The organism is Solimonas flava DSM 18980 (genome assembly GCF_000426685.1).
Taxonomy (GTDB): Bacteria; Pseudomonadota; Gammaproteobacteria; order Nevskiales; family Nevskiaceae; genus Solimonas; species Solimonas flava.
This window is the reverse complement of record NZ_AUFV01000011.1, coordinates 135,750-149,810: the sequence shown is the minus strand read 5'-3', so window position 1 is coordinate 149,810 and position 14,061 is coordinate 135,750. Positions and strand designations below refer to the sequence as shown.

Below are 14,061 nucleotides of genomic sequence, written 5' to 3'. Positions count from 1 at the left end.
GGCCCTGCGCGGCCGGCTCGTTCAGAGAGATGAGGCCGGCACCGCCGCGGCTGCGTACAGTGCGCGGGAACACTCGCCGAGGCTGCAGAAAGAGGATGGCGCAATCACCGAGAACCGTGCTCGTCACCGGCGGCGCCAAGGGCGTCGGCCGCGGCATCAGCGAGCGTTTCCTGGCGCAGGGCGATGCGGTCGTCGTCTGCGGCCGTGAGGCGCCGGACGCGCTGCCGGAGGTCGACGGCCGCCGCGCCGAGTTCGTCGCCGCCGACGTGCGCGATGCGGCGGCAGTCGAGGCGCTGTTCGCGCAGATCGCGCAGCGCCACGGCCGCCTCGACGTGCTCGTCAACAACGCCGGCGGCGCGCCGTTCGCGATGGCCGACAAGGCCTCGCCGCGCCTGCACGAGAAGATCATCCAGCTGAACCTGCTGGCGCCGCTGCACCTGGCGCAGAAGGCCAACGCGATGATGCAGGCGCAGCCGCGCGGCGGCGTCATCGTCTTCATCGGCAGCGTCAGCGGCCTGCGCGCCTCGCCGGGCACCGCCGCTTACGGTGCCGCCAAGGCCGGCGTGCTGAATCTCGTGCAGACGCTGGCCGTCGAGTGGGCACCGAAGACGCGCGTCGTCGCCGTCAGCCCCGGGCCGGTGCTGACCGAGCACGCCGATCTGCATTTCGGCGACGAAGCCGGCGTCGCGGCGGTCGCGCGGACGATTCCGCTCGGGCGCCTGGCGACGCCGGCCGACATCGGCGAGGCCTGCGCCTGGCTGGCCTCGGACGCTGCCGCCTATCTGTCCGGCACCAACCTCGTGCTGCACGGCGGCGGCGAGCGGCCGGCCTTCCTCGACGCGGCGACCGCGAACCGGGACGGCTGAACGCCGGCCGGGCAGCGGCCGGATCGACGCCGGCGCGCAGGCCCGGACGTGAACGCGCGGCGGATCGCCGCAAGGCAGCGGGAGACATGGCGATGCGCAGGCTGGCAGGCAAGGTGATGATCGTCGCCGGTGGCGGCTCCGGCATCGGCGCGGAAACGGCGCGGCGTCTGGCCGATGAGGGCGCGGCCGTGCTGGTCGGCGATCTCGACGGCGGCGCCGCCGAGCGCGTCGCGGCGCGCATCGTCGCCGACGGCGGCACGGCGCGCGGCCAGCACTGCGACATCGCCGACGAGGCCAGCGTCGCTGCGCTGGTGCAGGCCGCGGTGCGCGAATGGGGCGGTCTCGACGGCATTCACGTCAACGCCGCCGACATGCGCGCGCTGCTCGACGACACCGACGCGCTGGACGTGCCGCTGGACATCTTCGACCGCACGCTGCGCGTCAATCTGCGCGGCCATCTGCTGTGCACGCGCGCCGCGCTGCCGGCGCTGCTCGCGCGCGGCGGCGGCGCGATCGTCTATACCAGCTCCGGCGCCGCCGACATGGGCGAGCCGACGCGCGTGTCGTACGCCGTCAGCAAGAGCGGCCTGCAGGCGCTGATGCGGCACGTCGCGACGCGCTGGGGCAAGGCCGGCGTGCGCGCCAACGCGATCGCGCCCGGCCTGGTGCTCACCGAGCAGTTGCGCGACCACTTTCCCGAGGATCTGCGGCTGGCGACGCTGGCGATCACGCGCAGCCCGCGCCTCGGTCGTTCCGAGGACATCGCGGCGATGGTGGCGATGCTGATGTCGGACGACGGCGCCTGGATCAACGGCCAGGTGCTGGGCGTCGACGGCGGGGCGCGGCTGCGCTGAGCGCGCGGACCGCTCAGTGCGCCGGGCTGCCGAGCACCGGGAACAGCACCAGCAGTCCCGAGGCGATGAAGCCGATCGCGATCGCCGACAGGATCAGGCCCATGATGCGGGTCGCGATGTTGAGGCCGGTCTGGCCGATGAGGTTCGTCAGGACGTCGCTGGAGCGCATCGCCAGCCAGGTCAGCAGCGCGACGATGAGGATGTCGACGAGCAGCACCGCCATGCCGAGCGGGCCGCCGGATTTCTGCGCATAGATGATCGCGGCGCTGATCGCGCCGGGGCCGGCGAGCAGCGGGATGCCGAGCGGCACGACGCCGACCTGGCGCTTGTCCTGCGCCTCGCTCTGTTCCTCGGGCGTCTGGCGCGTGTTGCCGGGGCTGGCGTTGAGCATGGCGATCGCCATCAGCAGGATCAGGATGCCGCCGCCGACCTTGAACTCGGGGATGCTGATGCCGAACAGCGCGAGCAGGAATTCGCCGGCCAGCGCCGAGACGATCAGGACCACGGCGATCGTCATCGCCGCGTAGCGCGCGGTCAGCGCCCGGTGCGCGCGGCTGTCGCCGGCCGTGAGCGTGGCGATCGCCGAGACGCCGAGCAGCGGGTTGACGATGACGATCAGGCCGATCAGCGTGTGCAGGCCGCTCAGCAGCAGGCTCATGGGAATTCCGGGGTCGGGCGCGGGATCGGCGGCAATGGCCGGACTGTAGCGAATCGGCGTCGGGCTGCGTAGCGGACGCCGTGGAAGACGGGGAGACGGGCATGGACGACACGCGTGCGATCGAGCATCTGCTGTATCGCTATGCCGAGCACATGGATGACGGCGACTTCGCCGCGATCGGCGCCCTGTTCGCGCGCGGCCGCATTGTCGCGCCGGCGCTCGGGCTGGCCTACGAAGGCGCCGAGGCGGTGCGGGCCCTGTACGAGGCCAGCGCGCGGCGCTACGCGGACGGCACGCCGCGCACGCAGCACCTGGTCAGCAATGTGCGCGTCGAGATCGACGCCGGCGCTGCCGGCGCGCGGGCCCGGTCGCGCTATACCGTGTTCCAGGCCGTCGAGCGCCTGCCGCTGCAGGCCATCATCGCCGGCCGCTACGAGGACCGCTTCGCGCGCGACGCGGCTGGCTGGCACTTCGTCGAGCGCGTCCTGCGCACCGACCTGCTCGGCGAGCTCGGCCACCATCTGCTCTACGAGCTGCCGCGCTGAAGACCGCGCGCGGCGCTCACCTCATCCGCTTGAGCGATTTTTGCGCGCCAGCCAGCCACTAGGCTGCGCCTATTCGAGACGGCGCGCCGACGCCGCACTGGCAGGCCCGAGAGGAGAAACCGCATGAGCGAGGCGCCCGCCCCGTATTCGCGTCATCGTCCGTGCCGTCCGCACGAGGTGCCGCGCTGGGATCTGGAGACCGAGGTCGCGATCGTCGGCTTCGGCGCCGCCGGCGCCAGCAGCGCGATCGAAGCGGCCGGACTCGGCGTGAAGGTGACGCTGTTCGAAGCCGGCTCCGGCCACGGCGGTACTTCGGCGCTGTCCGGCGGCGAGATCTACCTCGGCGGCAGCGGCGGCACGCCGATCCAGCGCAGCGCCGGCTTCACCGACGACACCGAGGATCTGTACCAGTACCTGCTGATGGCCGGCGGCCCGGACGCCGACGCCGACAAGTGCCGGCTCTACGCCGGGCAGAGCCTCGCGCACTACGAGTGGCTGGTCGCGCAGGGCGTGGTCTACAAGAACTCCTTCATCCCGCAGCGCATCGTCGAGCCGGTCAGCGACGATTGCCTGATCTGGAGCGGCAGCGAGGAAGCCCGGCCGTTCCGCGAGCGGGCGCGGCCCTGTCCGCGCGGCCACACGCCGCAGTGGATGGGCATGGGCGGCGGCAAGTATCTGATGGACGTGCTCGCCGCGCGCGTGCAAGCGCTCGGCGTCGATGTCCGCTGCGATGCGCGCGCGGTCGCGCTGATCGCCGACGACGCCAACCGCGTGATGGGCCTGGTCGTGCGCCGCGACGGCCGCGACCGCTTCGTGCGCGCGCGCCGCGGCGTGATCCTCTGCGCCGGCGGTTTCATCATGAACCGGGCCATGCTGCAGCAGCACGCGCCGCAGCTGCTGCGCGCCAACACGCCGATCGGCACCGTCGACGACGGCGCCGGCATTCATCTGGCGCAGAGCGTCGGTGGCCATGCGATCCACATGAACGAGGGCTTCGTGACACTGCCCTGGTATCCGCCGGAATCGCTGATCCGCGGCATCTTCGTCAACGAGCAGGGCCAGCGCTTCATCAACGAGGACGGCTATCACGGCCGCACCGCGCAGGCGATCCTGCAGCAGCCGGGCACGCGCTTCTATCTGCTCGCCGACGGCGAGATCTTCAAGGAGCCGGAGTTCAGCGACTTCGCGCGCATCCGCATCGCCACTGCCGGCGACAGCTGGGCGGAAGTCGAGCGCGATCTCGAACTGCCGGCCGGCGCGCTGACCGGCACCGTCGAGCTCTACAACGCGCATGCGGCGCGCGGCGCCGACCCGTTGTTCCACAAGCAGCCGAAGTGGCTCAAGCCGCTGACGCAGCCGCCGTTCGTCGCGCTCGACTGCCGCATCGACTACTGCACCTACTTCACGTTCACGCTCGGCGGCATCGACACGCGGCCGGGCGGCGAGGTGCTCGATGCCGGCCGCGCGCCGGTGCCGGGGCTCTACGCCGCGGGCCGCACGACCAGCGGCCTGCCGCGCTGGGGCGCCGGCTACAGCTCCGGGCTGTCGCTCGCCGACGCGACGTTCTTCGGGCGTCAGGCCGGACGCAGCGCCGCGCTGCGCAACGGGGTTTGAAAGGAGGCGCCATGACAGACGATGTTCTCGTGGTCGGCGGGACCGGCCTGATCGGCGGCCACGTCGCGCTGCACCTGCAGTCGCTCGGCCATCGCGTGACGATCGCCGCGCGCCGTCCGCCGCAGCCCGGCAGCGCGCTGGCCGCGCTGCCGTTCATCGAAGGCGATTACATCAGCGGCGAGGGCTTCCCGCCGTCGCGGCTCGCCGGCTTCGACACGCTGGTGTTCGCCGCCGGCAACGACATCCGCCATCTCTCGCGCGATGCCGACGCCGACGCGCACTGGCTGCGCGCCAACGTCGAGGGCGTGCCGCGCTTCTTCGCACGCGCCCGCGCCGCCGGTGTGCGCCGCGCCGTGCACGTCGGCAGTTTCTATCCGCAGGTGCGGCCGGAACTGGTCGAGCGCGTGTCGTACGTGCGCTCGCGCCATCTCGCCTGCGCCGGCGTGCGCGCGCTGGCGACGCCGGACTTCCAGGTGCTCTCGATCAACGCGCCGTTCGTGGTCGGCCGCGTGTCGGGCCTGAAAGTGCCGATGTTCGATCTGTACACGCGCTACGCGCTCGGGCAGATGGCGCCGATGCCGGTGTTCGCGCCGGCCGGCGGCGTCAACTTCATCTCGACGCGCTCGCTGAGCGAGGCGATCGCCGGGGCGCTCGCGCGCGGCGAATCGGGCAAGGCCTATCTGGTCGGCGATGAGAACCTCAGCTTCGCCGACTACATGACGACGGTCTTCCGCGCCGCCGGACAGGACATCGTCGTGCCGGCGCGCGACGAGAATCATCCGCTGCTGCCGGACGCGATGATCTACGCCGGCCGCGGCACGCTGCTGTACTACGAGCCGGATGCCGCCGAGGTGGCGCTGCTCGGCTACCGGCGCGGCGACGCGCGGCCGGCGATCGTCGAGGCCGTGCGCCAGGCCAAGGCGATGATCGAGGCGGGCTGAGGCCATGCTCCCGAACGAAGTGGCAGACGCGCTCGAAGCGATCCGCTGCCTGAAGGCGCGTTATTTCCGCGGCGTCGACGGCAAGGACGCCGCGCTGCTGCGCAGCGTCTTCACCGACGACGCCGTCACCGACTTCCGCAGCGAATCGCCGGACGGCGATGCGTCGCTGCTGCAGCGCGACCCGGACGCCTTCGTCCGCAACACGCTCGCCGTGCTCGACGGCACGGTCACCGTGCACAGCGCCAGCATGCCGGAGATCGAGCTGCTGTCGGCCGACGAGGCGCGCGGCCGCTGGACCCTGCACGACCGCATCTGGGTGATCGACGCGGCGCGCTGCCCCTTGCCGTTCCGCTCGCTGCAGGGCTGGGGCTATTACCACGACCGCTACCGGCGCGGCGCGCAAGGCTGGCGGATCGCCGAGACGCGGCTCGAACGGCTCAAGGTGCTTGTCGACTAGCGAAGGCTGGATCGCGCCGTCGTCGCGAGGCCGCGCCGCGGCCGTGGCGATCCCGAGATGCCGCCGGCGTCGTGCGCGGCCGGCCTGCGGCGTCGCCTACCGTGCTTCGCGATGACGAGGTGCGAGCGTCTTCGCCGGTTTTCCGGGACTGCCGGCGGTCCTCGCGCGCGCTGCCGGCGCGCGCCGCTGCGACGCGGGCTTCGGCGGCGGCGCGCCGCGCAGGTAGGCGCCGAGCAGATCGGCGAGCGCGTCGATCACTTCGTCGCGCGACAGCAGCGGCGCGTCCAGACTCAGGTAGTGCGCGACCGTGTAATGCAGCGAATTGATCGCGACGAACAGCGCCGCCGGCAGGTTCGGGACGCGGTATTCGTCGTGATGGCGCAGCAGGTAAAGGCGGCAGTGCTCGAACATGCGCTGTTCGAGCGCCTGGAAGGTCGCCCCGGTGCGCAGGCGGTGCCAGTGGCGGACCAGTTCGCGCTGCGCCGGATCGCGCTCGACCTGCTCGAACACGGCCTCCAGCACGCGCCGCGTCACCGTGCGCGGGTCGGCGTCGAGCAGCGTGCGCAGGCGGGCGTCGACGGCGGCGAGCAGGCGCTGCGCGTGTCGCTGCAGCAGCGCCTCGACGATCGCGTCCTTGCCGTCGAAGTACTGGTACAGCGAGCCGATGCTGACGCCGGCGCGCGCGGCGACGTGGTTGGTCGTCGTCGCATCGAGGCCGCGCGTGCCGATCTCGCGCTCGGCGGCGTCGAGCAGCGCATCGACCATCTGCCGGGACCGTTGCTGCGCGGGCTGTTTTCTCATCGGCGCGGACGCGAGTTGAATGCGAGCAGATGCTCGCATTAGCGTGCCGGCATGGACAAGGCCGCCGCTTCTGCATCGCGCATTCCGCGCCGTCACGGCGCCGATCCGCAGGTCGCACGCCGCATCGCGCGGCCGCTGCGCCGCCTGATCGACGGCGATCCGGAGCCGACACCGGCGCAGTGGCAGGCGCTCGGCGCTTCGTGGACGCAGGGCGACGCGCCGATGGACCGGCTGCTGGCGTGGATGGTGAGCGAGGGGCTGGCGCGCAGCCGGCCGCTGTTCGACGCCGCCGCCGCGCGCGGCATCGACGCGCTGCCCGATGCGCCGGTGCCGCTGCGCGAATTCTTCCGGCAGGTCGAGGCGACGCCGGACTGGGTCGATGCGGCGCAGCGCGACGAGGGCGCGCGCGTGTCCGGCATCGCCGGCCTGACGGGGCTCGACGTGCTGCGCGATCTCGGCCTGCTCGCCGGCTATCAGGCGTCGGCGATCAACCGCACGCTGCTGCTCACCGGGGCCTTGGAGAAGGGTGCCCAGCGTCGCGTCGCCGAGACCACGCAGTGGTGGATCGCCTGCACGCGGCCCGGCGGCATGGCGCGCGGCGCGCCGGGCTACGTGGCGACGCTGCAGGTGCGACTGATCCATGCGCTGGTGCGGCGCCGCGTCGCCGCGCGCCCGGACTGGGATGCCGACCAATACGGACTGCCGATCAACCAGGGCGATCTGCAGGCGACGTACCTCGCGTTCTCGGTGATCTACCTGTTCGGTCAGCGCCTGCTCGGCGTGCCGCTGCGCCGCCGCGAGGGCGCGGCGGTGATGCATCTGTGGCGCTACATCGGCTGGCTGATGGGCGTCGAGACGCGCTGGCTCTGCGATACCGAGCAGCAAGGTCGCGTCGCCCTCTATCAGAATCTGCTGGCGCAGGCGCCGCCGGACGAGAGCAGCCGCCTGCTCGGCCGCGCGCTGCGCGACGAGCCGTTGCAGCGGCACTACGCGAACTTCGCCGCGCTGCGCGGCCGCTGGAACCGCGCCAAGCATCTCAGCATCGCGCGCAGCTTCATCGGCGCGCGCGGCATGCGCGCGCTGGGCCTGCCCGAAGGCGTCTGGCCCTGGTATCCGCTGCTGAGCGCGCCGCCGCGCCTGCTCGCGCATCTGGGCTGGCGCGCCTGGCCGGGCGGCCGCGAACGGCTGATCCGCCGCGGACTCGCCGCGCAGCAGGACTATCTGCGCGTGCTGTTCGGGCGCGAACGTCCGGCGCTGGCGGCGGCGCCGGACGGCGTTTGACGAAAATCATCGCAGGGGTGCCGGTCCGGAGTTGTATCATTGCGCCCCTTCCAGTCATGCAAGGGATCCGCACATGATCGCGGTCGTCGAGGCAGCGCGGGCCGGTCTGTTCGAGCGCCGGCACTGGGTGCCCAACCTGGTCGCCGGCCTGATCGTCGGCATCGTCGCCCTGCCGCTCGCCATGGCGTTCGCCATCGCCAGCGGCGCCAAGCCCGAGCAGGGCATCTACACCTCGATCATCGCCGGCATCGCCGTGTCGCTGTTCGGCGGCTGCCGCATCCAGATCGCCGGCCCGACCGGCGCCTTCATCGTCATCCTCGCCGGCGTCACCGCGCATTACGGCATCGACGGCCTGATGCTGGCGACGCTGATGGCCGGCATCATCCTGATCCTGCTCGGCGTCGCCCGCTTCGGTGCCGTCATCCGCTTCATTCCCGATCCGGTCATCACCGGCTTCACCGCCGGCATCGGCGTCATCATCTGGGTCGGCCAGTGGAAGGACTTCTTCGGCCTGCCGGCGGTCAGCGGCGCGCATTTCCACGAAAAGCTGCTGCACCTGCTGCAGGCGCTGCCGCAGCTGCATCCGGCGACCACCGCACTGGCGGCGCTGAGCCTGCTGCTGGTGCTCTACGGACCGCGCCTGCCGGGTCTGGGCCGCGTGCCGGGGCCGATGATCGCGATGGTCGTCGCCACCGTGCTGCAGTCGGTCTTCCACTTCGACGGCGTGGCGACGATCGACAGCACCTTCGGCGGCATCCCGCGCGGCCTGCCGCACTTCACGCTGCCGGACGTCAGCTTCGACCGCCTGATCACACTGGTGCCGGCGGCGTTCACGATCGCCATGCTCGGCGCGATCGAGTCGCTGCTGTCGGCGGTCGTCGCCGACGGCATGGCCGGCACCCGCCACGACTCCAACCAGGAGCTGATCGGCCAGGGCATCGCCAACGTGCTGACGCCGCTGTTCGGCGGCTTCGCCGCGACCGGCGCGATCGCGCGCACCGCGACCAACTTCCGCAACGGCGGCACCGGGCCGCTGGCCGGCGTCGTGCACTCGGCCACGCTGGTGCTGATCCTGCTGCTGGTCGCGCCGCTGGCCGGCCGCATCCCGCTCGCCGCGCTCGCCGCGATCCTCTTCGTCGTCGCCTGGAACATGAGCGAGGCCAAGCACTTCGTGCGCATGGCCCGCACCGCGCCGCGCGCCGACGTCGGCATTCTGCTGATCACCTTCGGCCTGACCGTGTTCACCGACCTCGTCGTTGCGGTCAACATCGGCGTGATCCTGGCGATGCTGCAGTTCCTGCGCCGCATGTCCTCGTCGGTCGAGGTGCAGAAACTCGACGAAACCAAGCTGCAGGCCGAACTCGCCGCCGCCGGCCACGCCGCGCTGCCGCACGACGTCATCGTCTATTCGATCGACGGGCCGTTCTTCTTCGGTGCGGTCGAGAACCTGGAGCGCGCGTTGCAGCAGACGCACACCGATCCGCGCTGCATCGTCATCCGCCTGAACCGCGTGCCGTTCATGGACATCACCGGCATCCAGACGCTCGAAGAGGCGATCCAGAACCTGCAGCGCCGCGGTGTGCGCGCGATTCTCTGCGAGGCCAATCACCGCGTGCTGCGCAAGCTGGTGCGCGCCGGCCTCGTGCGCCGCGACGAGCGGCCGATCCGCTACTACCGCGAGTTCGCGCACGCCATCGACAGCGCCGCGGCGACGCCGGCCGCCGCGCCGGCATGAGCGCGGCGGCGTTCGTCGTCGCCAGCCCGCGCCTGCAGCTGCGCGAGGTCGACGACGGCGACGCCGACTTCATCGTCGAGCTGCTGAACACGCCCGGCTTCCTGCGCTACATCGGCGATCGCGGCGTGCGCGACCACGCCGGCGCCTTGCGCTACATCGCCGACGGCCCGCGCGCGAGCTATGCGCGGCACGGCTTCGGGCTTTATCTCGTCGAGCTGCGCGCGACGGCGACGCCGATCGGCCTCTGCGGCCTGCTGCGCCGTGAGACGCTGGATGCGCCCGACATCGGCTTCGCCTTCCTGCCGGCCTACGAAGGCGGCGGCTACGCGCACGAGGCGGCGACGGCGGTGCTGCAGTACGGCCGCGACGCGCTCGGCCTGGCGCGCATCGTCGCCATCGTGCAGACCGGCAACGCCCGGTCGATCCGTCTGCTCGAAAGGCTCGGTCTGCGCTACGAAGGTCCCGTCGAGCTGCCGGGCCACGGCGGGGAGGGCGCGCTGTACGGGGCGGCCGATCGCGAAACCGCAGTCCGGATGGCAGCGGCCGCGAGCTGAGTGGAGGCGGGGCCTGCGCCGCGGCGGAAGCAGCCGGCCATTTGGGTCTGCGGCCGTTCTGCCGCCAGGCGATCCCAGGCGTCAGGGCGAGGCGGCGGATGTGCTGGCGAGTCCCGCTTCCAGTTCCGGAAAGCGGATGATGACCGACTGCAGATCGAGCTGGCCCGCAATCAGCTGCTGGCTGAAGCGCTCGCAGTAGCGTCCCCGTTCGTCGGGTGGCAGTGCCCGCAGCCAGGCCGCCGCCGACGCGACCGGCTGGTCGGTCGTCGACTGCAGCTCCCATTCGAGGCGCTGCTGTGGATCGCGGATCGTCGGATCGCCGGACTGGCGGCGCACCTGCTCGTAGTAGCGTTCTTTGTAGGCGTTGATCTGCGCGGCGACGCTGTCGTTGCGTTGATGCCAGGCCAGCAGCGCCGCCTGCACGGCGTCCGCCTGCTCCGGAGCGCGCGAACTGCAACCATGGCCCATGACCGCGACGAACTTGCGCAGGTGCAGCGCCTGCGACACGCCGGCGAGCGCCGGAGGGACCAGCCCCTGTTGCGGCGCGAACGTCACCTTCATTTTGCCCCAGGCGCGGGCAGGCTGGCCGTCGACGATGGGCGGCGTGAATCGGCAGGGGCGCATGGCATCGACCGCGACGCGATCGAGACGCTCGAAGCCGCTGGATTGCGCCACTTCGATCTTCTCCACATGACCGTCTGCGGCCACGAGCAGCGACAGCAGTACCGAGCCGCTTTCGCCGGCGATCAGTGACTCTCGCGGATAGGCTGGCGTAGCGCAGGTACCGGGCAGGCCTTTCACGGCTGGCAGGTCGTCATGGTCTGCGCCGGCTATGGCGCCGGCGAGCGGCAGCAGCAGCGGCAGGGTCAGCAGCGCGGCGCGGCGCGGCGCGGATCGGTCGGGCGAGTCCCATAGGGTGCGGCAAGCAGCGGCGGTTGGCGGGCATGACGGGATCGAGTGAAGCGTCCATGTCGACCATACCGCTTGCTGGCACGGCGTGCTCATCGCAGGCGTGCTTCGCGATCGTCCCTATGGAGGATGCCCCGGATGCCGCCAGCTCCGCATGATCGGCGTGGTTCGATCACACGATGACAGACGAGGAGAGCGGCATGGCGACGTTTCCGAAGGGCGCGGTGCTGGTGTTCGGCGGCAGCGGCGGCATCGGCCAGGGCGTCGCCAGGACGTTTGCGGCGGCGGGCAGCGACGTGGCGATCGTCTATCGTTCGAAGCAGGACGTCGCCGAGCGCGTCGCCGGCGAGATCAAGGCGCTCGGCCGCGCGGTGACGGCGCATCGCACCGACGTCACCGTGGCTGCGCAGGTGAAGGCGACGGTCGCCGAGGTGCTCCAGGCGCACGGCCGCATCCATACCGTGGTCTGGGCGGCCGGCCCGGTCGTCGAGCAGGTGTTCCTCAGCCAGGCCGACGAAGCGCTGTGGAAGCGTTCGATCGACATCGAGGTGCACGGCTTCTATCACGCGGTGCAGGCGACGCTGCCGGCGATGCGCGAGGCCGGCGGTGGCTCGTACGTGCATCTCGGCTCGGCCGGCCACCTGTGGTTCCCGCAGCGCGACGGTCTGTCCGTCGTGCCGAAGGCGGCGAACGAGGCGTTCATCAAGGGCATCGCCAAGGAAGAAGGCGCGCACAACATCCGCGCCAACTCGGTGCTGGTCGGCGTGATCGAGGCCGGCATGTTCCTCGAGCTGACCAAGCGAGGCGTGTTCGATCAGAAGTGGATCGACGAGACGCAGAAGCTGTTATGCCTGAAGCGCTGGGGTCAGCCCGAGGACATCGGCAACGCCGCGGTCTACCTCGCCACCGCCAACTACGTCACCGGCCAGCAGATCAACGTGTCGGGCGGCTTCGGCGTCTGAGCGTGTGTCATCCGGACGCATGAGGCCGCGCCGCCGGCTTCGCGCCAGAGTCGTCGCGAATCCGCAGCCGACCGAGGAGAAGCGATGTCCCTGCCGCTCGAAGACCTGGAACTGATCCGGCGCCTGAAGTACGCCTATTGCCGCTGCATCGATACCGCCAATTTCGCGGAACTCAAGGACCTGTTCACCGAGGACGTCAGCGTGCGCTACGTCGGCGGCAGCTACGTGTTCGAAGCCGCCGGCCGCGACGTGGTGCTCGAAGCACTGGCCAATGCCTTCCACTCGGAAGCGATCGCCGTGCATCACGTCAACCATCCCGAGATCGACTTCGTCTCGCCGACCGAGGCGACCGGGCAGTGGTATCTGAAGGACTGGTTCCTCGACCTGCGCAACAAGATCATCACCGACGGCACCTCGTTCTACCGCGACACTTACGTCAAGCTGGACGGCCGGTGGAAGATCAAGCACGCCAGCTACGAGCGCGTCTACGAGATCGTCACGCCGTTCACCGACGTGCCGAACATCACCGCGCACTACCTCGCCCGCCACGGCCGCAAGCTGCCGCCGCTGGCCGCCTGAAGCCCCGCTGCCGATGCGCCTGCCGCGCCGCCTGATCGTCCGCGATCTGGGCGTGATCGCGCTGGCGCTCGGCGCCTGGCGCGGCAGCCATGTCCTGCACGACGCCGGTTCGGCGTACGCATGGCCGGCGGCGCTCGCCGCCGGACTGCTGATTCCGCTCGCCGGCTTCCTGGTGCACGAGTGGGGGCATCTCGCCGGCGCCCGGGCCAGCGGTGCGCGCGTCGCCTACGCCGAGCGGATCTGCAGCGTGTTCCTGTTCCGCTTCGACGTCGCGCGCAACGATCGTCGGCAGTTCCTGGCGATGTCGAACGGCGGCTTCGCCGCCAGCCTGCTGCTGCTCGCGCTACTGGGCTCGCGTCTGTCGATGCGTTATCCGGGCGACGTAATCGCGCTCGGCTTCGCGGCGCTCGGCGTGCTCGCCACACTCGTCCTCGAAGTGCCGGTCGCCTGGCGTGTCTGGCGCGGTGCGGCCTTGCCGACCGGCGCGGCGTTCGTGTCCGGCCGGGATTGAATTCAGCGCGCGCCGCCGTTGCCGGCGGGCGGCTCGCGCAGCAGGGTCTGCATCGTCAGCCGCAGCGCCGCGAGCAGGCCGTCGCGGTCGAAATCAGGATTGACCAGGGCGCGGATCGCCAGACCGTCGAACAGGGCTGCGATCAGGTTGGTGCGGCCATCGAGCAGGCGTGGATCGGCGCCCAGCGCCGGGCTGGCGGCGATCAGTGTTTCCTTCATCTTCGCCATCGCCACGCGGTCCGACTCGCACAGGGTGTTGAGGATGCCGGGGCTGCGTGCGGCCTCGGCCAGCACCTCGATGGTCATCGCCGCGCTGGCGCGTTCGGTCTGCTTGGCCATGCCTTCGTCGACTTTCTCGACGATGGCGGCGAGTACGTCTGGGCGACGGCGCAGCTCATTCATCTTGTCGACGACTTCCTGGGCCTTGGCCTCGACCATCGCGCGGATGATCGCTTCCTTGTTCTCGAAGTAGTGATAGATGTGGCCGACGCTCATGCCGGCCGCTTTCGAGATCTCGGCCATGCTGGCGCTGTGGAAGCCCCGGCGCTGAAAGCATTCGGCGGCGGCGGCCAGGATCTGGCGGCGACGCTGCTCGTTGCGCTCAGGCTTGCGGGACGTTGCATCGATCATCGGGGTCCTCTGGGAATCGTCGGGCTTGTGGCGCTCGACGCTCCGGTCTAGAATGAACGCTCATTCTAAACCCTTGCGTCGATTTCGTCGCGCTCGCACACTGGCTGCGGTTCATGAGCCGGTGAAGCGCAAAGCGTTTCATGCGTTGCGCAGCGCTTCGACGCC

General features: G+C 70.9%; 16 protein-coding genes. 12 read left to right on the top strand and 4 right to left on the bottom strand.

The window, feature by feature from the left end:
• Positions 1-95 precede the first annotated feature (95 nt).
• Together K343_RS0113235 and K343_RS0113230 are read left to right on the top strand one after the other, a co-directional pair.
• Positions 96-866: an SDR family oxidoreductase gene (locus tag K343_RS0113235; protein ID WP_028008498.1), complete on the top strand. Its 771-nt coding sequence runs from the start codon at positions 96-98 to the stop codon at positions 864-866.
• A gap of 86 nt (positions 867-952) precedes the next feature.
• Positions 953-1,720, top strand: coding sequence for an SDR family NAD(P)-dependent oxidoreductase (locus K343_RS0113230; RefSeq protein WP_043112718.1), 768 nt, complete (start codon positions 953-955; stop codon positions 1,718-1,720).
• 13 nt (positions 1,721-1,733) lie between these two features.
• Here the strand turns inward: K343_RS0113230 and K343_RS0113225 are convergent, their stop codons facing one another.
• Complete coding sequence (locus K343_RS0113225) at positions 1,734-2,378, bottom strand: MarC family protein (RefSeq protein WP_028008496.1); 645 nt, start codon at positions 2,376-2,378, stop codon at positions 1,734-1,736.
• A gap of 101 nt (positions 2,379-2,479) precedes the next feature.
• On the opposite strand from K343_RS0113225, the gene K343_RS0113220 reads away from it, so the two are divergent.
• The 4 genes from K343_RS0113220 (at position 2,480) to K343_RS0113205 (ending at position 5,935) form a co-directional block, all read left to right on the top strand.
• The gene (locus tag K343_RS0113220) at positions 2,480-2,923 is read left to right on the top strand and encodes a nuclear transport factor 2 family protein (RefSeq protein WP_028008495.1); all 444 of its coding nucleotides are present in this window, start codon (positions 2,480-2,482) and stop codon (positions 2,921-2,923) included.
• A gap of 123 nt (positions 2,924-3,046) precedes the next feature.
• Positions 3,047-4,537: an FAD-dependent oxidoreductase gene (locus tag K343_RS0113215; protein WP_028008494.1), complete on the top strand. Its 1,491-nt coding sequence runs from the start codon at positions 3,047-3,049 to the stop codon at positions 4,535-4,537.
• Positions 4,538-4,548: 11 nt separating this feature from the next.
• The gene (locus tag K343_RS0113210; protein WP_028008493.1) at positions 4,549-5,478 is read left to right on the top strand and encodes an NAD-dependent epimerase/dehydratase family protein; all 930 of its coding nucleotides are present in this window, start codon (positions 4,549-4,551) and stop codon (positions 5,476-5,478) included.
• A gap of 4 nt (positions 5,479-5,482) precedes the next feature.
• Positions 5,483-5,935: a nuclear transport factor 2 family protein gene (locus tag K343_RS0113205; protein ID WP_028008492.1), complete on the top strand. Its 453-nt coding sequence runs from the start codon at positions 5,483-5,485 to the stop codon at positions 5,933-5,935.
• Positions 5,936-6,031: 96 nt separating this feature from the next.
• Here K343_RS0113205 and K343_RS23485 read toward each other — a convergent pair whose 3' ends face one another.
• Positions 6,032-6,736 (bottom strand): TetR/AcrR family transcriptional regulator, encoded by a 705-nt coding sequence (locus K343_RS23485; protein ID WP_161628893.1) that lies wholly within the window; start codon positions 6,734-6,736, stop codon positions 6,032-6,034.
• A gap of 51 nt (positions 6,737-6,787) precedes the next feature.
• Here K343_RS23485 and K343_RS0113195 point away from each other — a divergent pair, with 51 nt between their 5' ends.
• The 3 genes from K343_RS0113195 (at position 6,788) to K343_RS0113185 (ending at position 10,306) form a co-directional block, all read left to right on the top strand.
• On the top strand, positions 6,788-8,017 hold the full coding sequence (locus tag K343_RS0113195; protein ID WP_043112715.1) for an oxygenase MpaB family protein: 1,230 nt from the start codon (positions 6,788-6,790) through the stop codon (positions 8,015-8,017).
• 73 nt (positions 8,018-8,090) lie between these two features.
• Positions 8,091-9,752, top strand: coding sequence for a SulP family inorganic anion transporter (locus K343_RS0113190; RefSeq protein ID WP_028008489.1), 1,662 nt, complete (start codon positions 8,091-8,093; stop codon positions 9,750-9,752).
• Positions 9,749-10,306 carry a GNAT family N-acetyltransferase gene (locus K343_RS0113185; RefSeq protein ID WP_028008488.1) on the top strand — a complete coding sequence of 186 codons (558 nt, stop codon included), beginning with the start codon at positions 9,749-9,751 and terminating at the stop codon, positions 10,304-10,306. Before K343_RS0113190 ends, K343_RS0113185 begins: the two co-directional genes overlap by 4 nt.
• An 81-nt stretch (positions 10,307-10,387) precedes the next feature.
• Here the strand turns inward: K343_RS0113185 and K343_RS23480 are convergent, their stop codons facing one another.
• Positions 10,388-11,311, bottom strand: coding sequence for an energy transducer TonB (locus K343_RS23480; RefSeq protein ID WP_084615881.1), 924 nt, complete (start codon positions 11,309-11,311; stop codon positions 10,388-10,390).
• Positions 11,312-11,415: 104 nt separating this feature from the next.
• Here K343_RS23480 and K343_RS0113175 point away from each other — a divergent pair, with 104 nt between their 5' ends.
• From K343_RS0113175 to K343_RS0113165, 3 genes are all read left to right on the top strand, one after another.
• Positions 11,416-12,177: an SDR family NAD(P)-dependent oxidoreductase gene (locus K343_RS0113175; protein WP_028008486.1), complete on the top strand. Its 762-nt coding sequence runs from the start codon at positions 11,416-11,418 to the stop codon at positions 12,175-12,177.
• Positions 12,178-12,261: 84 nt separating this feature from the next.
• Positions 12,262-12,756 (top strand): nuclear transport factor 2 family protein, encoded by a 495-nt coding sequence (locus K343_RS0113170; RefSeq protein WP_028008485.1) that lies wholly within the window; start codon positions 12,262-12,264, stop codon positions 12,754-12,756.
• 13 nt (positions 12,757-12,769) lie between these two features.
• Positions 12,770-13,267: a hypothetical protein gene (locus tag K343_RS0113165; RefSeq protein WP_028008484.1), complete on the top strand. Its 498-nt coding sequence runs from the start codon at positions 12,770-12,772 to the stop codon at positions 13,265-13,267.
• Positions 13,268-13,269: 2 nt separating this feature from the next.
• On the opposite strand, the gene K343_RS22045 is transcribed toward K343_RS0113165, so the two are convergent.
• Positions 13,270-13,896, bottom strand: a complete 627-nt coding sequence (locus K343_RS22045; RefSeq protein WP_043112714.1) for a TetR/AcrR family transcriptional regulator — start codon at positions 13,894-13,896, stop codon at positions 13,270-13,272.
• Positions 13,897-14,061: the final 165 nt, after the last annotated feature.

Bases quoted from the DNA above. Each gene is read 5' to 3' on its own strand.
- K343_RS0113235 (WP_028008498.1), top strand. From the start codon at position 96: ATGGCGCAATCACCGAGAACCGTGCTCGTCACCGGCGGCGCCAAGGGC.
- K343_RS0113230 (WP_043112718.1), top strand. From the start codon at position 953: ATGGCGATGCGCAGGCTGGCAGGCAAGGTGATGATCGTCGCCGGTGGC.
- K343_RS0113225 (WP_028008496.1), bottom strand. From the start codon at position 2,378: ATGAGCCTGCTGCTGAGCGGCCTGCACACGCTGATCGGCCTGATCGTC.
- K343_RS0113220 (WP_028008495.1), top strand. From the start codon at position 2,480: ATGGACGACACGCGTGCGATCGAGCATCTGCTGTATCGCTATGCCGAG.
- K343_RS0113215 (WP_028008494.1), top strand. From the start codon at position 3,047: ATGAGCGAGGCGCCCGCCCCGTATTCGCGTCATCGTCCGTGCCGTCCG.
- K343_RS0113210 (WP_028008493.1), top strand. From the start codon at position 4,549: ATGACAGACGATGTTCTCGTGGTCGGCGGGACCGGCCTGATCGGCGGC.
- K343_RS0113205 (WP_028008492.1), top strand. From the start codon at position 5,483: ATGCTCCCGAACGAAGTGGCAGACGCGCTCGAAGCGATCCGCTGCCTG.
- K343_RS23485 (WP_161628893.1), bottom strand. From the start codon at position 6,736: ATGAGAAAACAGCCCGCGCAGCAACGGTCCCGGCAGATGGTCGATGCG.
- K343_RS0113195 (WP_043112715.1), top strand. From the start codon at position 6,788: ATGGACAAGGCCGCCGCTTCTGCATCGCGCATTCCGCGCCGTCACGGC.
- K343_RS0113190 (WP_028008489.1), top strand. From the start codon at position 8,091: ATGATCGCGGTCGTCGAGGCAGCGCGGGCCGGTCTGTTCGAGCGCCGG.
- K343_RS0113185 (WP_028008488.1), top strand. From the start codon at position 9,749: ATGAGCGCGGCGGCGTTCGTCGTCGCCAGCCCGCGCCTGCAGCTGCGC.
- K343_RS23480 (WP_084615881.1), bottom strand. From the start codon at position 11,311: ATGAGCACGCCGTGCCAGCAAGCGGTATGGTCGACATGGACGCTTCAC.
- K343_RS0113175 (WP_028008486.1), top strand. From the start codon at position 11,416: ATGGCGACGTTTCCGAAGGGCGCGGTGCTGGTGTTCGGCGGCAGCGGC.
- K343_RS0113170 (WP_028008485.1), top strand. From the start codon at position 12,262: ATGTCCCTGCCGCTCGAAGACCTGGAACTGATCCGGCGCCTGAAGTAC.
- K343_RS0113165 (WP_028008484.1), top strand. From the start codon at position 12,770: ATGCGCCTGCCGCGCCGCCTGATCGTCCGCGATCTGGGCGTGATCGCG.
- K343_RS22045 (WP_043112714.1), bottom strand. From the start codon at position 13,896: ATGATCGATGCAACGTCCCGCAAGCCTGAGCGCAACGAGCAGCGTCGC.